The following is a 17,425-nucleotide window of genomic DNA, read 5'->3' as shown; positions in this document are numbered from 1 at the left end:
CGTCAGTAATATATTGATTAACAATGCGAAAAAGAAATTTCGAGACGAATACTCTTTGCACCGCTTCTCATTGAAACGGATCAAAAAGTAAATTCTTAGGCAAACCATGGTTCAGAACACTAAGCACTTTCTCACGCAACCATAACGTACCTTGGTCACGTTGATGGCGCACATGCCAAGACATCGAAATGGGCCCCGGTGGCATGGTGAATGGCGTATTCTTAATCACCAGATCTCCCTTGCTCACGCTCTCCAATATTATCGGCAATGGAATCGTCGTGATCATGTCAGTATTAATGAGCAACTTAGGTATGGAGTAACAGTGGTTCACCGTCATGGCGATGCGCCGTTTCATTCCCTTCTGTCCTAGTAGCATGTCTACCCCGCCTGTCGCCTCACCTGATAACGAGAGCAACAAATGATCAGCACTAGCAAAAGCACTTAGCGATAGCTCTTCACTAGCCAACGGGTGATCGGCACGCATTGCGCACACAAAGTGATTATCAAATAGATGCTGAGTTTGTACTTGAGCTGAGTTGCCTTCGAAGTAATCCAAGACCATATCGACATCGGCACTGAGCAATAACTTTTCTCCATTGACGTTGTAAGGTACGGCGTGAATATTAACGTCAGGCGCTTCAAGCTCTATTCGTTGCTTTAACGGCAACCAAAACAGATCTGCCATCCAATCTGTCGTTGCGATTCTAAACGTGCGCTTTAACGTCGCAGGATTAAACTCATCACGCTCTGTTGCTATCCGTATTGCCTCTAACGGCTCACCAATCGTTTTCCACAACTCGACGGCGTAAGGGGTTGGACGAATCCCTCTTCCTTGTTTCACGAATAAAGGATCTTTCCAAGCATGGCGCATTCGAGAGACTGCGTTCGATACCGACGGTTGCGTCATCGACAATCGTTCTGCAGCCACGCTAATCGAGCTTTCCTGCATGATTGCATCAAAAATAACCATTAAATTCAGATCGACATTCGCCATCTTACTTGCCTAATTACACAGGGAGTTAGTGAATGAGTATCGACAAACTCATCATATTAATCAATGCATATTATACCAATCATCAATTAGACGATAAGTAACAAGTTGGGCAAAGTGAGTTCCACAAGCAGATTAACCCGCTGTTAGAAAAACAAATCAGATGACTCACTTATAAGGAAATACGATGAAAGCCGTGTATTTAGAAGAGTATGGAAGTGCGCAGAACTTAACCTTCGGCGATATAGCCAGACCGACCATCACCCCAAATCAAGTGCTGATCAAAGTACAAGGCGCGGGGGTAAACCCTGTCGACTGGATGGTAAGAGAAGGATTCTTACAGGCTAGCGGTCAACATGAAATGCCACTCATTGTTGGCTGGGATGCAGCAGGACAAGTTATCGAAAAAGGCAACAATGTAAGCAACCTCAAACTTGGGGAGCAGGTCTATGTATATGCGCCCATTTCTGAACAAGGCGCCTACGCCGAATACCTTGCTGTCGATAGTGATTTAGTAGCAAGTGCGCCTAAGTCTCTCGACATCGTGACCGCTGCAGCTGTGCCATTGGCCGCAACAACAGCATGGCAAGCACTTGTTGAAGGCTGCCAACTCAAAGCCGGTCAACGTGTCCTTATTCACAATGCATCCGGAGGTGTTGGTAGCTTTGCGGTTCAAATAGCGAAATCGCTCGGTGCTTATGTTATCGGAACAGCATCATCTAGCAACAAAGCCTACTTAATGGCCTTAGGGGTCGATCAATTCATCGATTACCAAACTCAACGCTTTGAAGACGAGGTTGATGAGTTAGATGCTGTGCTCGTCGCTGTTGGGGGTGATGGCATCGCGGAGCGTTCACTCGAAGTCGTACGAAAAGGTGGCAACGTAGTTTCACTATTAGATGACATTGAAAGCGCATTACCACTGCAACTAGGCGTAAATTTTCAACGTTGGTGGGTTTCACCCAATGCCAGAGATCTACAACGTATTGCCGCTTTAATTGATGATGGCGTAATTAAAGTGAACATCGATAAGGTGTTCCCACTATCTAAAGCCGCTCAAGCACACGAGTTAAGTCAATCAAAACGTGCTCGTGGCAAAATCGTATTGGAAGTTTCGCTGTAAACACTATCAAGTAGAGAGGATATAAAATGGCCATTAAACAAGCTTTTCGTAATAAGAACCTACCCGATATGAGCAATGCGTTTAGTTGGGGACTGAAACTAAGTGAATTCAGCGAAGTATTCTTTGTGACAGGACATGCTGACTGTAACCCGGACTTTATCACTCAACACCCTAATGATCCTGTTGCTCAAACACGATTGATTTTAGACCAAATGAAGGCATTCTTAGAAGAAGCTGGCTTTAGTGTTAACGACATTGTCAGGACAGATTGGACATTTACCAACGAAGTCAACTCTGCACAATTCGAAGGCATTGCTCATGTCTGGGAAGAGTTTTTAGGGGATGTTGAAGTAAAACCAGCGACAGGCACGTTGCGCTATGTTCAGCGTTTAGGGATGCCAGATATGATGGTTGAATATGAGATGATGTTAGCCCGATAACTGCCGAGTTTTCCAATCCTAAGATTCAACCGTCTTACCCAAACGATAAAGGCTTAACCAAACAACAGATAAGTTTGATTATCGACTGAGATACTTTTGACTTCAGTGTTGAACACGGACTCTAGCTGTTCAGGCGTAAGAACTTGTTCTGCACGACCTGATGCTTGAAGTACGCCTTTGTCGAGCAACAACACTTGGTCTGCATGTCTTAAGGTCCGGTTTAGGTCGTGGTTAGCCATGATCACGGCGATGCCCTTCTCTGCCACTCGTTCAATGAGTTTGTAGAGTAAGGCTTCTTGCGCAATATCTAGTGGAGCTGCGGGTTCATCGAGGAGCAGCAGCTTTGCGTAAGGATTAAGCGTCGGCCAAATTTGCAGGCACATTCCGGCCAAACGAACGCGTTGCCATTCACCACCAGACAGTGTCTGAATTGAACGATGAAGTTTGTCTGTGATGTCTAGCATCTGACTAATTTCTTCCAAAGCTGCGTTGATTTCAGCATCAAGGCCGTGTGAGGAGCTTGGCAGTGACAACGCAAGGTATTGAAACACTTCCAAGTTGAAGGCAGGTCTTGCACTTTGACAAAGATAAGCACGATGCAATGATAAATCTTGTAGAGACAGTTCAGACAAATCCTGCCCGTCGAGCTTTATATCCCCTTTGTAGCCATCACCAACGCCAGATATCGCTTCGAGTAAGGTACTTTTACCACTGCCATTAGGACCGATGACATGAGTCACCTGCCCTTGCTTGAGCTCAAACGATAGTGGTAATAGACGAGCGCCGACTCTCAGGCTCTTAATTTGAATCATGATTTTTAATTAACATCCAAATGAAGATTGGTGCACCGATACTGGTGGTCATCACACCCAAGGGTAATTCTGCAGAATCGAGTAATGTACGTGCGCAAATATCAGCAAACACCAGTAACGCGGCACCTGCAACGGAAGACAAAGGAAGAAGGTATCGGTTGTCAGTACCAATCGCTAAGCGCAACAAGTGTGGCACAACCAAGCCAACAAAGCTGATCACGCCGCCCAATGCCACCGCGCAGCCGACTAAAATAGACACGGCGAAAATTAGACGCCAGCGTAATCTCGGAACATTCACGCCCAGTTGTGCGGCATGCGTTTCGCCAATCATCAGTTTGTCTAGTTTACTGCCTTGCAGACACAACCAAATAATCACAGGGATCATCACTAACGTAAGCGAGTGTTGATACCAAGTGACACCACCCAAGCTGCCCATTAGCCAATACATCAATAAGCGTAGGCTGAGGTCATCACTAAAATAGAACGCCCATGTCACCATCGCTCCTGAAAGAATACCTAGCGCCACACCGACTAGCAGTAATTTAGCCGTGGTGAGCCGCATCGTTTTTACCATGCTCACTAGAATCACGGTAAAACAGAGTGAGCCTAAAACGGCAGCAATCATAAACAGTTCTGGTGTAGGAGCAAACGGTAAGAAGAACAGTACGATAACCATCGCCAAACTTGCGCCACCAGAAATGCCGAGCACACCTGGCTCTGCTAATACGTTACCCAATAAGACTTGTAGGCTTGCGCCAGATACAGCTAACCCTGCCCCGATAGCAATCGCTGCTAATAATCGAGGTAAGCGTAAATCAATCAGTAGTTTTTGTTCTAACGTGGACAAAGTGCCCAGAGGGGAAATGAAAAGATCGCCAACCATTAGGTAAATCGCACTCAGCGCGACAAGCAGTGCTGCCATCAGATAAATGGCTCGGGTCCATTTGCGCTGTTTTTGGTGAAGAAGTTGTTGGAAATCCATATCAAGCTACTTTGAAATTGTTCGCGTAACCTTACCTGTATCCCTAAATAAACTCAAGGCTCACACCGTAATGTGAACCTTGATATTTCAACCAGTTGAGCGGTTGTTTTCGTCGCTTTAACCCAGCTCGGTATTAATCGTACACAAGCTGACCGTGGTCGAATCGTGTTTCAACTTCGCACACCATTAAGGCCGCTCGTTGACCGATAGCAACGTTACGATTTGGGAATACCACGGCTTCGTTTTCATTCTTCGCCATCAATGGCTTATCACCATCATGACCAAACACTTCTCCGTGCTTGAATGCCGTAAAGTTTTCTACGTCATCAGAGAACATGAAATCAAAGTCATCGTGCAAACGAACAATGGTTCGGCTTACGCGATAAGTAATGGTTTTCTTTGGTAAATGCTCTGGTTCTATTTCAGCAATCAGATTGCGCATTGCCAAATCGAAAGCCGTTAGCTTATCAAGCTGGTTCTCACCAATTCTTGCTACCTGCCCTAGCTCCATTGTCAGTGCTTGGGCTTCGAAGTTTTCAGCGCTGTACCAACTGAAAGTGCTCGTTGGCGCATTCGACAACAACACAGCTTCAACGTGAGCACTGTTAATGAAATCGAACAAGGCTTTACTGCGAACTTCGTGGCGAACCTTAGGGCTCACGGCGAAAGAGTAATGCTTAGACAAACGGATCGCACAGTGCAGATCTAAGTGCCAACGAGTGGCAGGTACCGTTTCCTTGTAAAACTCAGTAACCAAGTACTTAAGGTTCTTCGCGATATCCACTTCTCGATTACTCTCGTGCTGTTTTTCATCAAACAGACGGTTCATATTCACATCAAGAAAACGAGTATGCGCGTTGGTTGCTTCTGGGTGAGCAATGATGAACAAACATCTTGCTGTCACTACTTGGAAGCCTGTTTCAATATCCTCAATGAGCTTATCAATCAGCTCCATTGGTGAAGTTTCGTCGCCATGAACACCTGTTGAAAAGATGATGTTCTTGGTTTCAGAATTATACTCCGCGGGAATCACTTCCAATACACCGCGTTGATGAAGCTTAATTTGAACACCGTTACTCAGTACGGTCTGTCCTGCAACCACTTCTTGCTCAAGATCTAGGCTGTCAAAAAGAAATGATTGGCGAAAGAGGGTCTTCGTCATGCGTTACTCCTTAATTGCACGGCCGTATGTTAATAAATTGTACATAGAAATTGTGTTGCTAGGATCGCACTTATCAATAGAAACTCCGTTATCACTCACAAATACTACCCATATATTTTTATATTACCTGCTGACTTTACTAACCGACATCTGTTCCAAATAACTTTCTCTATTTAAAGCAACTTTTGGCTGTCTCAGCTTTTCTCAAGTCATGTCAGCAAGATAAGAGCCACGTAAGCTAACACAGCTCTTACCTGCCATGAACAGATTGAGATCAATTAATCTTCCTGATCGAGCAATCTTTCAAATTCATCGATTTGAACTTTGACCATGTCGATGCTTTGTTGCCAAAAATCCGCTTGAGTCAGGTCCATTCCTAAGTGCTTTTGAACGACTTCTTCCGCCATCATGCTGCCCGTATCACGAAGCAACGAAACGTAATCGCCGTAGAATTGCTCACCTTTCGCATCGCGCTGAGCGTAAACACCTTTACTGAACAGATAACCGAACAGGTATGGATAGTTATAAAAGCTCACTTGAGAGATGCTGAAGTGCAGCTTGCTCGCCCAGAAGTAAGGGTCGGCTTCTGTCATTGCATCGCCGTACCACTCTTTCCAAGTCGTTTCCATCAAGTCACACAGCTGCTGAGCCGTGAGCTCGCCTTTTTCACGCTGCTCGTAGAAGGCTTTCTCAAACTCAAAACGCACAGGAATGTTCACCATTAATGCCAAAGAAGAAGAAAGCTCTTCCCACAGCATTTCAAGTTTCTCATTACGTGTTTGTGCTTGCTTCAATAGGTGGTCACGAACGATGTTTTCCGCAAAGATCGAAGCGGTTTCTGCTAACGTCATTGGGTAGCGTGTTTGACACAACGGCATGTCTTTCATCACCCAGTTGTGGAACGCGTGGCCTAGCTCGTGCGCCAATGTCATTAAGTCTGAGCGGCTACCACTCCATGTCATGAACACAAGCGGGGTGCGTGTCGCAGCAAACTTAGTGCAGTACGCGCCTAAACGTTTGTTGGCTGCTGGTGCGGCATCAATCCAACCGTTCTCAACCATTAATGCGACAAAATCAGCCATCTCCGGATTCACTTCAGCGAACGCGGTTTTAATCACTTCGATCGCTTCATCAAATGGGTAAACCTTAGATTCAGCGTCACCCAGTGGTGGCATTGCTGCTAAATGATTCCAAGGCTTCATTTCATCGAGCCCGTGAACTCTTGCCATCAACAAACCCGCTTTCTGACCAACAGCTCGATTCGCTTTTGCTACCGACATCATGGTGTCTAGCGTTTCTGGCACAATACGGCTGCCGTGTAGGCTTGGATCTAGGAAGTGCACATCGCTAATCTTCGAGCGCTTTTTGTTTTCAGTCAGGCGCCAACCTGCCAGCGCATTTAGGATCGAAGCAAACGACTCTTGATGGGTCTTCATTGCACCTTGAACCGCGCGCCAGGCAGGTTCTTGTTTGTCGAATTCGCTGCCGTACAACAGGCTCGCAGCTTGTGAAAAGCCTAGAGTTTCCTCTTCACCGTCCAGCTTTAGCGACAATTTTAAAGATCCGGTTAGGTTATCGTATAAACGACCCCACCCATCACGGCCATCAACCTTCATCGCCGCTAACAACTGCTCTTCGGCAACACTGAGTCGGCTGCTTGATAACTTACGTGAGCTTTCAATCGCAAAGCGTTGGCCTGCTACGTCCGCACTCTCATGCTCTAATACTGCATCAATAAATTCTGGTTCTGCGTGAATTAGCGTGTCTTCGTAAGGGCTAAACGCTTGAGACATTTCAGAGTTCAGCTTCGCAACTCGACCAAGCAGTGCTTTGGCTTCTGTGTGCGTCGCGTCTACCGATGCGTGGCAATTAGCGAAGGTGTTGATCGTGCTCAGTAACGTGCCTGCCGCTTCAGAAGTTTGAATGGCGTTTTGCATCGCTAGGATAATATGACGCTTTTCAACGTGTAGGTACAACAGCTCAATACATTGTTGAATGAGTTCAATGTCCTGTTCGATTTTTGCATCATTAAGATCGCGATAAGCAATGCTTAGATCCCAACTCGGTGTTGTCATGACTAAATTCCTTTCACGTAGGTAGTAATACCAATCTGGTATAGCGGCTGTAAACGCCGCTTTATACTTCTAATTACTTTTAATACTTCTAATATTTTTAGTAGATTGTTAATTCTTAAACTGTGTTTTTTGAACACTCAGAGAACAGGTAGCCCTATCGATTTAACGCTGATAAAACTCTGCGCAAACTGAGTGATTTGAATATGAGTTATCGACGCGTTTTCTATCGATAGCTTCGAGTACAAACTCGGATTTTTCCAATCAATATCAAGACAATGTGCTAACAGAATGCGAATCACACCACCATGGGTAACCAACAATATATTGTCACTTGGATCATTCAAAAGTTGTGACCAAGCTTGAGTTACTCTGTCGTGGAAGCTCTGTAAACTTTCTGCGCCAGTTAATTGATGATTAGCAGGGTCTTGCCAAAAGGTTTCTAACATTCCCCACTTGTCTTCAAGTGCATCAAATGGGACACCGTCAACTTCACCGAAGTTCATTTCCTGAAAGTCTGGTGCAACTGATAAAGGCACTGACATACGCTCTGCAAACAAGCTCGCAAGATCACCACATCGTCTGAGTGGCGAGGAAACCACACTATCAAAGATAATGTCTTGTTTAGCGAGAGCTCCACAGATCTGATATTGAAGATCAGGGTTGACCAACACGTCTGACAATCCGTTAAGTGCTGCTTCGCCTTCGACCTTGCCATGTCTTAATAAATAGATGTTTTTAGTTGTTCCATTAACCATGTGTGCGACCTAGCCTTGAGTATCAAGCAAGTGATTAGATGGTTTTAAGTGCAGCGGCAATCCGGCAGCAACCAGCGTAACGCGTTCAACGACCCGAGCTAACGCTTGGTTCATTCGCCCTGCATTGTCTACAAACAAGCGCGACACTTTACCCAGCGGCACCACACCTAAGCCGACTTCGTTAGACACCATGATAATTTGCGCTGGGCTTTGCTCGACGCTTTTGACCAATACTTCAACCACGGCTTCAACCTGTTCATTGGTTGCATCATCACCCAGTTCAAAGATGATGTTGTTCAACCACAAAGTTAGGCAGTCAATCAGCACCACATCGTCTTGGGTAAAAAACTGCAGTTCTTCGGCTAATTCAACAGGGGCTTCATGTTCAATCCACTGCTCACCACGACGTTGTTGATGGTGCGCGATTCGTTCTCGCATTTCATCATCAAGATATGTCGCTGTCGCAATATAATTGAGGCGTCCATTTGAACATGCTTCAAGCGCACATAATGCTTGTTGCTCTGCAAAACTAGACTTACCAGAACGAGCTCCACCCAATACCAGGTGGCTGTTTCGCTGACTTGTTTGATTAATTTGACTAGCTTGATTCGTGTTTGTCATAGGAAACCGTTATAGAAAGCCATTGTAAAATGCAGTAATGAATACAAGGTAAATCAGTAACTCCATCAACTGTTGAGCTGCCCCCAAGCAGTCGCCAGTAAAGCCGCCAATTCGAGCCGTTAACCACTTTTTGAAACCTGTTCTGAACAGATAGGCGACGACAGATAAAACCAAAGCGAATTCAAGACCAAACCACAGGCTTGGCAACACGCCTACAAGCAATAAGAAGGCAAGTTCACCTTTGGTTTGCTTGTTGGCCAAAGGCTTACTTTTACTGGTATCTAAATCGCTAACATAAGGCATGTCATAAATCAGTGATGCAGCAATCGCGCGGCTAAAGGTATAACTGGTCACTATAACCATAAACAGAGCCGTCATGTTGACCAGCTCATTCAACAACACCCACTTGCCAAGCAAAGCCATAACTAGTGCAGACGCGCCATAAGTACCAATTCGACTGTCTTTCATGATGGTCAAACGACGTTCTAGAGTCATGCCGCCACCAATGCCATCCGCCATATCAGTCAAACCATCTTCATGGAATGCACCTGTGAGCATCAGGCTAAAACTCATCATCAAGAAAATCGCCACTGCACTCGGCAGTACCGTATCAAGTAGCAAAAACACACCGCCACATAGAACACCAAGTAACAAACCAACCGTTGAAAAGTAGCGACCAGAACGGTTCATTCGCTCCGATGAATAGGGCGTGTTCTTTGGCATTGGTAAACGAGAAAAGAAGCCCATCGCCAGCGCAAACAGCTCCCACTGGTAAGTGACTCGATCTCTCAACGATCTTTCTGGTGCATCACTCATTAAACCGTGACTCCAGCACTTTCGAAGCTAGCCATGTTGTTATAGAACTCGGCTGCCGCACGAATAATGGGCATAGCTAGCGCAGCACCCGTGCCCTCGCCTAATCTCAATCCAAGATCGAGCAGTGGCTCAGCGTCTAGCAGTTCTAATAGAATTTTGTGCCCTGACTCTTCAGAGCGATGAGCAAAGATCATGTAATCACGGCAACTCGGTTCAATTAAAGTCGCGACATACGCTGCAACCGATACGATAAAACCATCGACCAATATTGGTGTTCTGTTTTGGTAAGCGCCCAGGAAACCACCGACCATTTGAACGATTTCATAGCCGCCGACTTGTGCTAGTACCTCTTTAATATCTTTAACTTCTTTAAGATCCAAGCCTTTGCAGCGAGCTACACCTTGCTCAACCACAGCCACTTTACGTGCAAGCTGTTCATTGTTGATGCCAGTGCCTAGGCCAACACATTTAACGGCAGTACGGTTTGCTAGTGCACTTAAAATCGCTGATGCGCTGCTGGTATTACCGATGCCCATTTCACCAAACATGATGATATTGGTGCCATTCGAAATGGTTCTAGATACAAGCTCGGTACCCAGTTCAATCCCACGTTCAACCGTTTCTAAACTCATTGCCGCTTCATTGGCAAAGTTATTGGTTCGCGTTCCCAAGCGCTGAGAGATCAACATGTCACTGTCTGATTCCACAGGTAACAATATCCCCGTGTCGACTACCGTGATATCGATATTATTCACCGTACAGAAGCAATTGATCGCCGCGCCACCGCTTAAGAAGTTCAACACCATCTGCTGTGTTACGGCACTTGGAGCAATACTCACACCTTCATCTGCTATGCCATGGTCGCCAGCAAAAATGATGATACTTGGCTTATTCAATTCGATGTGTTCAACAGCAGCTTCTTTGCCTTGGCTCTGAATCAATGCCAATTGATGAGCGACTTTTTCTAGTAAGCCAAGCGCACCGAGCGGCTTGGTTTTTTGGTCAATTCGGTGTTGGATGTACTGCGAGTATTGGGTATCTAACATAGTTTTTAAAAACGCTTATTCTGGGTACGTTAATTTAGGATTGGCTATTTTGGGCGAGCAACAGAGAACACATTAGAAAGCGTCGCGTATTCACCGCCACCAAGTCGAGACAGTGGGTCCAATGCCAACGCATCAACCTTAAGACGTTCACTCTCTTTATCGATCACATCTTCGGAAATGTACACGGTTTCGACTTGGGCAAAGATGAGGCTTTGTGGCACCTCTCCAACCTCTTTTACTTCGTACAAGGTGCAGCCAAAAGCGACCGCGCACTCTTTTACCCTCGGTAAAGAAAAGCCTTCAAATTCAACCAGCTCAAGATTATTAGCGGTGATTTCAGAATCACCATGATCGAGTGTGGCTGCTGTCGCAGTCATTGTTTCGGCAGAACTTGAAGAAGCAATGTGAATCACTAGCTTACCCGTTTCTAAGGCGTTACGAGTGGTATCTTTGATTTCGCCAGCCGGTTTCTTCCCGACCGACAACATCAGTAGCGGCGGATTGCTAGAAACAGGCGTGAAATAAGAGAAAGGCGCTAGGTTGTACTCTTGTTCAGAAGATTCCGTCAATACCCACGCAATAGGGCGAGGAACAACGGTTTGTGTCATCAGGTGATAAATCTGAGTGGGAGCAAGAGTATCAAGCTTGAGGTTCATAGCACGTCCTTGGTCTATGTGAATTACGACTCAGTTTACGTGTTAAACAATGCTGTATCTATGCCTAATCAACAGAAACCGTAGAGAGTGTTCTTAATTTAAACAGATCACACTGGTTTTTTCTCAAATTGACAATCAAATTGACGAACCCTAAAACACCTACAATACTGATAATAGATTTATCAATAACTTACATTTTGGCATCGTTTATGCTTTATCTAAAGTACTTGTTAATCTCTCCATTGATAAGTACCCATACAGTGAATGCCCACAACACTGACGCTACACAAAGAAAGACAATCGATTGAAAGACAAAACAGAACAACGATTTAGGAGGTGTAATGATTCCAAACTCAAGTAAAAGAAAACCAAATAAATCAAGTAAGCAAACCAGCAAAAAGGTAAGGAAAATCCCACTATCCTTCACCTAGAAAGCAGCAAAGTAAGTAACAAAGCCCGTCGCCCAGCGGGCTTTGTTATGTTTAACATCTTAGTTATTTTTAACCCCGTACTTATGTTTCAGACCGCATTTATATTTCACCCCACAATTATGTTTCAGACTGTACTTATGCTTCAGACCATGCTTATGCGTCAAGCCAAACTAAACCATCTCTTTTTCCACAAACAGGCGACTCCCCACATACTACTGACCACTCGTTTAACAAACTTTTATTCGCTTAAAATTCAAACACTGTTTATATTAAACAAGCACTTGTGGAGTGAATAAGGGATTAAAATGAGCATTGCTGGAGACAAAACATCGGTTGTTGTGGCTGGTGCAACAGGGCTAATTGGTCATCATGTGATGAGGCAACTCATTGATGAACCCGCGGTCGACAATATCTATGCGTTATCCCGAAGATCACTCAATGCACAGTTTGACTCCAATAAACTCCACACGCTCATTCACAATGACCTGCAAGTTACCAGTTGGGATGATACGAATGCGACGCCTAAACTTGGCGTTATCTGCTTAGGTACGACTAAGAAAAAGGCAGGATCAAAAGAAGCACTTCGCAAAGTCGATGTTGAATTGGTTAGCCAAGTTGCACAGTCGATGAAGTTTCTTGGGGTACAACGCGTTGCCGTCGTTTCGAGCTATGGCGCTTCACCAGATTCTTATTCACACTACCTTCGTAGCAAAGGGCAAATGGAGCAAAACTTAAAACGTATTGGCTTCAAGCAACTTTTCATCGCACGTCCGGGCCCGCTGGTTGGTGAACGTGATGAACCAAGAGCCGATGAAAAACTCCTGCAAAGCATCTTTCCTTTAGTCTCTCCCTTTATGTTTGGTCAGTTCAAAAACCTACGCCCTATTCAAGCGGAAGACGTCGCGAAGGCAATGTTGTTCCGATTATTCGAAAATAATTTCAAAAATATCGAAATTTACTCGTCAAGTGACATGCTCAATTTATTGGCAAAATATCGCTAAAAAGCTCACCTATTCATCACAATGTTGAATATCCACCCATACCATTGAGTGGATATTACTAATCGTTCTAATAAATTACTTTTCCTTATTTTACGTTTTGTAACAGAACGTTATTTTAGCAGCAGTACTGACACCTATACATCTAGGTGCCTAATTGATTTAGAGTTATTCATAAGGAAAACAAATGTCATTTTCAGCTATCGCTGCCTTAGCGGTATTCACTGGTATCCTCTTCTTTCTCTACGGACAGCAGAAAAAAGAAAACACACTTTCTCGCCTCGTTTTACTCGGTTTAGTTTTTGGTAGTGCATTTGGCCTTGGTCTACAGCTGCTATTTGGTGAAGGCAATCCCATCATCAAAGAGACACTAGACTGGGTAAACATCGTTGGTCGTGGTTACGTTGGATTACTTAAAATGGTAATCATGCCATTAGTCTTGGTTTCAATGATTGCGGCGGTGGTGAAGCTTGAAAAAGGCGGTTCACTGGGCAAGATTTCTGGTATCACTATTTCAGTATTACTCGCAACAACGGCGATCTCTGCGATTGTTGGTATTGCAGTGGCTCAGGCATTCGGTCTTTCGGCAGAAGGCTTAACAGAGGGCGCGCGTGAAACAGCTCGTATTGCAACACTAGAAAGCCGCATGGGAAGTGTTTCTGACCTAACCATTCCACAAATGCTGGTTAGTTTCATTCCGACTAACCCGTTTGCTGATCTAACCGGTGCTCGTTCTACTTCAATCATTGCGGTTGTTATCTTCGGCGTGCTAACAGGTATTGCTGCTCGTAAAGTAATGGCTGAGAAAGAAGAGCTAGAATCACCGATCCGTACTTTCGTTGACGCTGCACAATCTATCGTTATGCGCTTAGTTAAGATGATCATGGCACTCACGCCATACGGCATCGCTGCGTTAATGGCGAAAGTTGTAGCAACATCAAGTGCTTCTGACATCTTAAGCCTACTCGGTTTCATCGTTGCTTCTTACGTAGCTATTATCCTGATGTTCGTCGTTCACGGTGTGTTGGTTTCTTTTGTTGGTGTAAACCCAAAAGAGTACTTCCAAAAAATCTGGCCTGTTCTAACGTTCGCTTTCACTTCGCGTAGTTCTGCTGCAACGATTCCACTGAACGTTGAAGCTCAAATCACTAAGCTAAATGTGCCACCAGCGATTGCTAACCTGTCTGCAACTTTCGGTGCGACGATTGGTCAAAACGGTTGTGCGGGTATCTACCCTGCAATGCTAGCAGTCATGGTTGCGCCAACAGTCGGCATCGACCCAATGGACATCAACTTCATTCTTTCTCTGATTGCTATTATCACAGTGAGCTCATTCGGTATTGCCGGCGTAGGTGGCGGTGCAACGTTCGCGGCACTTATCGTGCTACCCGCTATGGGGCTTCCAGTAACGATTGCAGCACTGCTTATCTCTATCGAACCCCTTATCGATATGGCACGTACAGCGCTTAACGTATCAGGTGCAATGACAGCCGGTACGATAACAAGCCGCCTAATGGGTAAGAAAGACAAGCAACAAGATCTGGAACAAGCGAACGCTTAATGAGTTCGGTTGATTCAATAACTTGAGTCTCGTTAAACAAAAAACCGATGCACATGCATCGGTTTTTTATTATCTGTTACTTCTAACTTCCATTGCTTCACAAGCAACAGCACTTAGAGCACAAGTTGAATCACTTTCTCAGCAAGTGCTTCATCGTCATCTTCACTCAATCCACTGATACCAATAGCGCCAATCATCTGCCCCTTTAACTCAATGGGAACACCGCCTTTAAAGCCAGTGATCTTTGAGTCGGTCCAGTAACTTAAGTCTTTACCGGTTTCTCTCGCCCAAGCGCCTAAGTTACCGCTTGGCTGTCTGTCTCTTGCAGACGTATAAGCTTTGTTCTGTGCTAACAACCCGGCTTGTACGCTCACATTATCCATGCGAATAAATGCCAATAACTCTCCGTGCGTATCACATACGCTCACCGCAATTGCTTGTTGATGATGCTTGGCAATATCAAGAGCATTAGACACCAATTGTTGTGCGATCTTTTGATTCAACATGTTTATTCCTTATGGCAGCGCTTGACCACGTGAGTACACGTATAAGTTGTACCACTCTTCACGAGACAGGTTTATCTGAGTCGCCACCGCTGAAGCTTTGATTCGGTCTAGATTTGTGGTGCCAATAACAGGTTGGATACGAGCAGGGTGACGAAGCAAAAATGCCAACACAATCGCTTCACTTTCTACGCCATATTGATTTGCTAACTGAGCCACATAGTGCGCCGTCTTTTTCACGTGTTCATGTTCTGAATACAAACCTTGCTCAGCAAATCGGCCTTGTGCCAAACAACCCCAAGCTTGCAGTTGGATGTTATTCATTTGGCAATGTTCAAGGGTGCCTGCGGCGAAGTCTGATTGATGGTGCCCTTGCGAGTTAATCATCACCCCATCGTTCAACCAATCCAATTTGGCTAAGCTCATCTCAACTTGATTCGCGACAATAGGTTGCCCTAGCGCAGATTGCAGATACTGGATTTGGTGACTGTTCATGTTCGACACACCAAAGAAATCGACCTTACCCTGCGCTTTTAAGTGCTCTAACACTCTTGCCAGGTCATCGAGTTCCATCAAAGGATCAGGGCGATGTAATAACAGCACATCGAGCTTTTCAGTATTCAATCGGTTGAGAATACCGTCTACCGATTGGCTTACCCAATCTACCGAGAAATCATAACGAACAACATTGCCCTCGCCTTCAAAACGAATCCCACACTTAGATTGAATGAACATCTGTTCACGCAGCTCAGGCGCTTGTTGTAATGCTTGACCAAAGGCTTGCTCAGCTTTGCTGAAGGTATAGATATCCGCATGGTCGAATAAATTAATACCCGATTCTAATGCTGTGTCGATGACGCTTCGTGTTTGAGCAACATCCGCACTCGTCACTGGATTATCATTCCAACCACCACCTAACCCCATGCTGCCATAGGCAACTTGCCCAACATTCGGCAGATAGTTTGATAATGGGATACTCTTTTTGTCATTCGTTTTGTTTGTAGATTCAATGCTGTTCGTCATATCGATTCTCGCTTAGAAGATTTGCTGACCAGAAATATGCCTCTATCATATTGTTCTTTTTAAAAAACAGAATATGCTAGTTACGAAATGATTGTTTGATATGACGAACAATAGATTGGTAGGAACGCGCGAATGAACGAACACAAAAGAATAGAACGACTGATCCTGTTTGTAGAACTTGCTCAGCAACTTAACTTTACCAAGGCAGCCGAAAAACTCGGTATCTCTAAGAGCTACCTTTCTGAGCAGATCAAACGTTTAGAGAATGATTTACAGTGCCCGCTTTTGGTCAGAACCACTCGCAGTGTTCGTTTAACCCAAGAAGGCGAACGCGCCTTACAACAAGGCTTAACGATTCGCTCACAAGTTTTACAGCTTGAGCGCAGCGTTTCAGAGCAACACGACATCGTTAAAGGCCTATTACGCCTCACCGCGCCAAAAATGTTTACTGAGGTATATCTATTCGATATCTGCCAACAGTTTAGGCAACAATATCCAGAAATCCGCTTTGAGATAAACAGCAGCTACACCAACTTTAATCTCAATCAAGATGATATCGATATCGCGTTTCGTGCCACCAACACGCCACCAGACAACATGGTGGCGAAACACTTGATTAGCTATCAGCATGATTTAGTCGCGACTCCTGGCTATCTTGATCAGTTTGGCCGCCCAACCAATGTGAGTGACTTAAGTGATCATCAATGCTTAGCAACGCTGCACCAAACCGAGTGGCCTTTAAAATCGGCAAATATTGATGTGTCCGGCTGGCTTTCAAGCAATAACAACCACGTGCTCAAACAACAAGCTATGGCAGGCAGTGGCATCATCCGTATTGCAAGTTACTACGTTGCGAAAGAGGTCGAGCTTGGAGAATTAGAGCGAGTACTGCCTGATGAATGTCTACAACAAGGCAACAGTATTTACCTTTTCTATCCGCAAGTTATTTATCCGGCAAAGAAACACCAAGTGTTCGTTAAATTTGTTCAGCATTACTTCGAAAACTTGAGAGCTTGATAATTTAAGAGCTTGAAGATTTGGTAGTTTAAGAATATGAAAGCTGAGTTAACGAGTTGAAGAAACGGAAACCGATGAACAGATAAATCAAATAACACGAAATAAGGTTTAAATAACCCTCTTGATTTATATACCTATATTTAGAATGGTATTATCGAACAATAATAAAGCGATTTTTTCGAATGCTCTCATTGATGATTGTTTTTGATAGAAAGAAATCGTGCATTTGTTCAATAATACAATGAGTTATCTATGAATGATTAACATAACTGATATATGATGCACCGCTCGGTCATGACTCCAATCTGTTGTTTTCTGTGGTAGAATCTACGTTTTTGGGGTACCAATCATGGCAACTATTCAGGTTAATTGTCGATTTTGCAGTCAGAGTAATGCTGTTCGAAAGCATGGTA

Annotated in this window: 17 protein-coding genes; 5 read left to right on the top strand and 12 right to left on the bottom strand. The window is 44.6% G+C overall.

The features are described from left to right. Nucleotides 1–67: 67 nt before the first annotated feature. Nucleotides 68–994: a LysR family transcriptional regulator gene (locus H5300_RS10295; RefSeq protein WP_108196361.1), complete on the bottom strand. Its 927-nt coding sequence runs from the start codon at nt 992–994 to the stop codon at nt 68–70. A 184-nt stretch (nt 995–1,178) separates the two neighbouring features. On the opposite strand from H5300_RS10295, the gene H5300_RS10290 reads away from it, so the two are divergent. Both H5300_RS10290 and H5300_RS10285 read left to right on the top strand, forming a co-directional pair. After that, on the top strand, nt 1,179–2,114 hold the full coding sequence (locus H5300_RS10290) for an NADP-dependent oxidoreductase (protein WP_102442777.1): 936 nt from the start codon (nt 1,179–1,181) through the stop codon (nt 2,112–2,114). Nucleotides 2,115–2,140: 26 nt separating this feature from the next. Beyond that, nucleotides 2,141–2,554 (top strand): RidA family protein, encoded by a 414-nt coding sequence (locus H5300_RS10285; protein ID WP_017057425.1) that lies wholly within the window; start codon nt 2,141–2,143, stop codon nt 2,552–2,554. Between the two features lie 53 nt (nt 2,555–2,607). Here H5300_RS10285 and btuD read toward each other — a convergent pair whose 3' ends face one another. The 9 genes from btuD to H5300_RS10240 form a co-directional block, all read right to left on the bottom strand. Beyond that, nucleotides 2,608–3,366, bottom strand: coding sequence for a vitamin B12 ABC transporter ATP-binding protein BtuD (btuD, locus tag H5300_RS10280; RefSeq protein WP_182795927.1), 759 nt, complete (start codon nt 3,364–3,366; stop codon nt 2,608–2,610). Next, nucleotides 3,353–4,348 carry a vitamin B12 ABC transporter permease BtuC gene (gene btuC / locus H5300_RS10275; RefSeq protein WP_102453527.1) on the bottom strand — a complete coding sequence of 332 codons (996 nt, stop codon included), beginning with the start codon at nt 4,346–4,348 and terminating at the stop codon, nt 3,353–3,355. The genes btuD and btuC overlap by 14 nt, the downstream gene beginning before the upstream one ends. A 133-nt stretch (nt 4,349–4,481) precedes the next feature. Continuing rightward, the gene (locus H5300_RS10270; protein ID WP_017057427.1) at nt 4,482–5,510 is read right to left on the bottom strand and encodes a succinylglutamate desuccinylase; all 1,029 of its coding nucleotides are present in this window, start codon (nt 5,508–5,510) and stop codon (nt 4,482–4,484) included. Between the two features lie 278 nt (nt 5,511–5,788). Further along, on the bottom strand, nt 5,789–7,585 hold the full coding sequence (locus tag H5300_RS10265) for a M3 family oligoendopeptidase (protein ID WP_182795926.1): 1,797 nt from the start codon (nt 7,583–7,585) through the stop codon (nt 5,789–5,791). A gap of 137 nt (nt 7,586–7,722) precedes the next feature. After that, entirely contained in the window at nt 7,723–8,340 is a 618-nt protein-coding gene (locus H5300_RS10260; RefSeq protein ID WP_182795925.1) for a histidine phosphatase family protein, read from the bottom strand. Nucleotides 8,341–8,349: 9 nt separating this feature from the next. Beyond that, nucleotides 8,350–8,961, bottom strand: a complete 612-nt coding sequence (cobU, locus tag H5300_RS10255; protein ID WP_182795924.1) for a bifunctional adenosylcobinamide kinase/adenosylcobinamide-phosphate guanylyltransferase — start codon at nt 8,959–8,961, stop codon at nt 8,350–8,352. Between the two features lie 9 nt (nt 8,962–8,970). Next, nucleotides 8,971–9,777 (bottom strand): adenosylcobinamide-GDP ribazoletransferase, encoded by an 807-nt coding sequence (locus H5300_RS10250; RefSeq protein ID WP_182795923.1) that lies wholly within the window; start codon nt 9,775–9,777, stop codon nt 8,971–8,973. Next, complete coding sequence (cobT, locus tag H5300_RS10245) at nt 9,777–10,823, bottom strand: nicotinate-nucleotide--dimethylbenzimidazole phosphoribosyltransferase (RefSeq protein ID WP_182795922.1); 1,047 nt, start codon at nt 10,821–10,823, stop codon at nt 9,777–9,779. The genes H5300_RS10250 and cobT overlap by 1 nt, the downstream gene beginning before the upstream one ends. 44 nt (nt 10,824–10,867) lie before the next feature. After that, on the bottom strand, nt 10,868–11,479 hold the full coding sequence (locus H5300_RS10240) for a flavin reductase family protein (RefSeq protein WP_182795921.1): 612 nt from the start codon (nt 11,477–11,479) through the stop codon (nt 10,868–10,870). 736 nt (nt 11,480–12,215) lie between these two features. On the opposite strand from H5300_RS10240, the gene H5300_RS10235 reads away from it, so the two are divergent. Then, complete coding sequence (locus tag H5300_RS10235) at nt 12,216–12,911, top strand: NAD-dependent epimerase/dehydratase family protein (RefSeq protein WP_182795920.1); 696 nt, start codon at nt 12,216–12,218, stop codon at nt 12,909–12,911. A 184-nt stretch (nt 12,912–13,095) separates the two neighbouring features. Continuing rightward, nucleotides 13,096–14,469 carry an L-cystine transporter gene (locus tag H5300_RS10230; RefSeq protein WP_017085107.1) on the top strand — a complete coding sequence of 458 codons (1,374 nt, stop codon included), beginning with the start codon at nt 13,096–13,098 and terminating at the stop codon, nt 14,467–14,469. Nucleotides 14,470–14,582: 113 nt separating this feature from the next. Here the strand turns inward: H5300_RS10230 and H5300_RS10225 are convergent, their stop codons facing one another. Next, nucleotides 14,583–14,975 carry a heme-binding protein gene (locus H5300_RS10225; protein ID WP_102442784.1) on the bottom strand — a complete coding sequence of 131 codons (393 nt, stop codon included), beginning with the start codon at nt 14,973–14,975 and terminating at the stop codon, nt 14,583–14,585. A gap of 9 nt (nt 14,976–14,984) precedes the next feature. Beyond that, the gene (locus H5300_RS10220; protein ID WP_182795919.1) at nt 14,985–15,995 is read right to left on the bottom strand and encodes an aldo/keto reductase family oxidoreductase; all 1,011 of its coding nucleotides are present in this window, start codon (nt 15,993–15,995) and stop codon (nt 14,985–14,987) included. A gap of 132 nt (nt 15,996–16,127) precedes the next feature. Between H5300_RS10220 and H5300_RS10215 the strand changes: the two genes are divergently transcribed. After that, a complete protein-coding gene (locus tag H5300_RS10215) occupies nt 16,128–17,012 on the top strand; it encodes a LysR family transcriptional regulator (RefSeq protein WP_182795918.1) in 885 nt (294 codons plus the stop codon). Nucleotides 17,013–17,425: the final 413 nt, after the last annotated feature.

The organism is Vibrio sp. SG41-7, assembly GCF_014164465.1.
GTDB classification, from domain to species: domain Bacteria; phylum Pseudomonadota; class Gammaproteobacteria; order Enterobacterales; family Vibrionaceae; genus Vibrio; species Vibrio splendidus.
This window is presented reverse-complemented; position numbering and strand designations above follow the sequence as displayed.

Excerpts from the sequence above, each read along its gene's own strand:
- H5300_RS10295 (WP_108196361.1), bottom strand. The coding sequence starts at position 994 with ATGGCGAATGTCGATCTGAATTTAATGGTTATTTTTGATGCAATCATG.
- H5300_RS10290 (WP_102442777.1), top strand. The coding sequence starts at position 1,179 with ATGAAAGCCGTGTATTTAGAAGAGTATGGAAGTGCGCAGAACTTAACC.
- H5300_RS10285 (WP_017057425.1), top strand. The coding sequence starts at position 2,141 with ATGGCCATTAAACAAGCTTTTCGTAATAAGAACCTACCCGATATGAGC.
- btuD (WP_182795927.1), bottom strand. The coding sequence starts at position 3,366 with ATGATTCAAATTAAGAGCCTGAGAGTCGGCGCTCGTCTATTACCACTA.
- btuC (WP_102453527.1), bottom strand. The coding sequence starts at position 4,348 with ATGGATTTCCAACAACTTCTTCACCAAAAACAGCGCAAATGGACCCGA.
- H5300_RS10270 (WP_017057427.1), bottom strand. The coding sequence starts at position 5,510 with ATGACGAAGACCCTCTTTCGCCAATCATTTCTTTTTGACAGCCTAGAT.
- H5300_RS10265 (WP_182795926.1), bottom strand. The coding sequence starts at position 7,585 with ATGACAACACCGAGTTGGGATCTAAGCATTGCTTATCGCGATCTTAAT.
- H5300_RS10260 (WP_182795925.1), bottom strand. The coding sequence starts at position 8,340 with ATGGTTAATGGAACAACTAAAAACATCTATTTATTAAGACATGGCAAG.
- cobU (WP_182795924.1), bottom strand. The coding sequence starts at position 8,961 with ATGACAAACACGAATCAAGCTAGTCAAATTAATCAAACAAGTCAGCGA.
- H5300_RS10250 (WP_182795923.1), bottom strand. The coding sequence starts at position 9,777 with ATGAGTGATGCACCAGAAAGATCGTTGAGAGATCGAGTCACTTACCAG.
- cobT (WP_182795922.1), bottom strand. The coding sequence starts at position 10,823 with ATGTTAGATACCCAATACTCGCAGTACATCCAACACCGAATTGACCAA.
- H5300_RS10240 (WP_182795921.1), bottom strand. The coding sequence starts at position 11,479 with ATGAACCTCAAGCTTGATACTCTTGCTCCCACTCAGATTTATCACCTG.
- H5300_RS10235 (WP_182795920.1), top strand. The coding sequence starts at position 12,216 with ATGAGCATTGCTGGAGACAAAACATCGGTTGTTGTGGCTGGTGCAACA.
- H5300_RS10230 (WP_017085107.1), top strand. The coding sequence starts at position 13,096 with ATGTCATTTTCAGCTATCGCTGCCTTAGCGGTATTCACTGGTATCCTC.
- H5300_RS10225 (WP_102442784.1), bottom strand. The coding sequence starts at position 14,975 with ATGTTGAATCAAAAGATCGCACAACAATTGGTGTCTAATGCTCTTGAT.
- H5300_RS10220 (WP_182795919.1), bottom strand. The coding sequence starts at position 15,995 with ATGACGAACAGCATTGAATCTACAAACAAAACGAATGACAAAAAGAGT.
- H5300_RS10215 (WP_182795918.1), top strand. The coding sequence starts at position 16,128 with ATGAACGAACACAAAAGAATAGAACGACTGATCCTGTTTGTAGAACTT.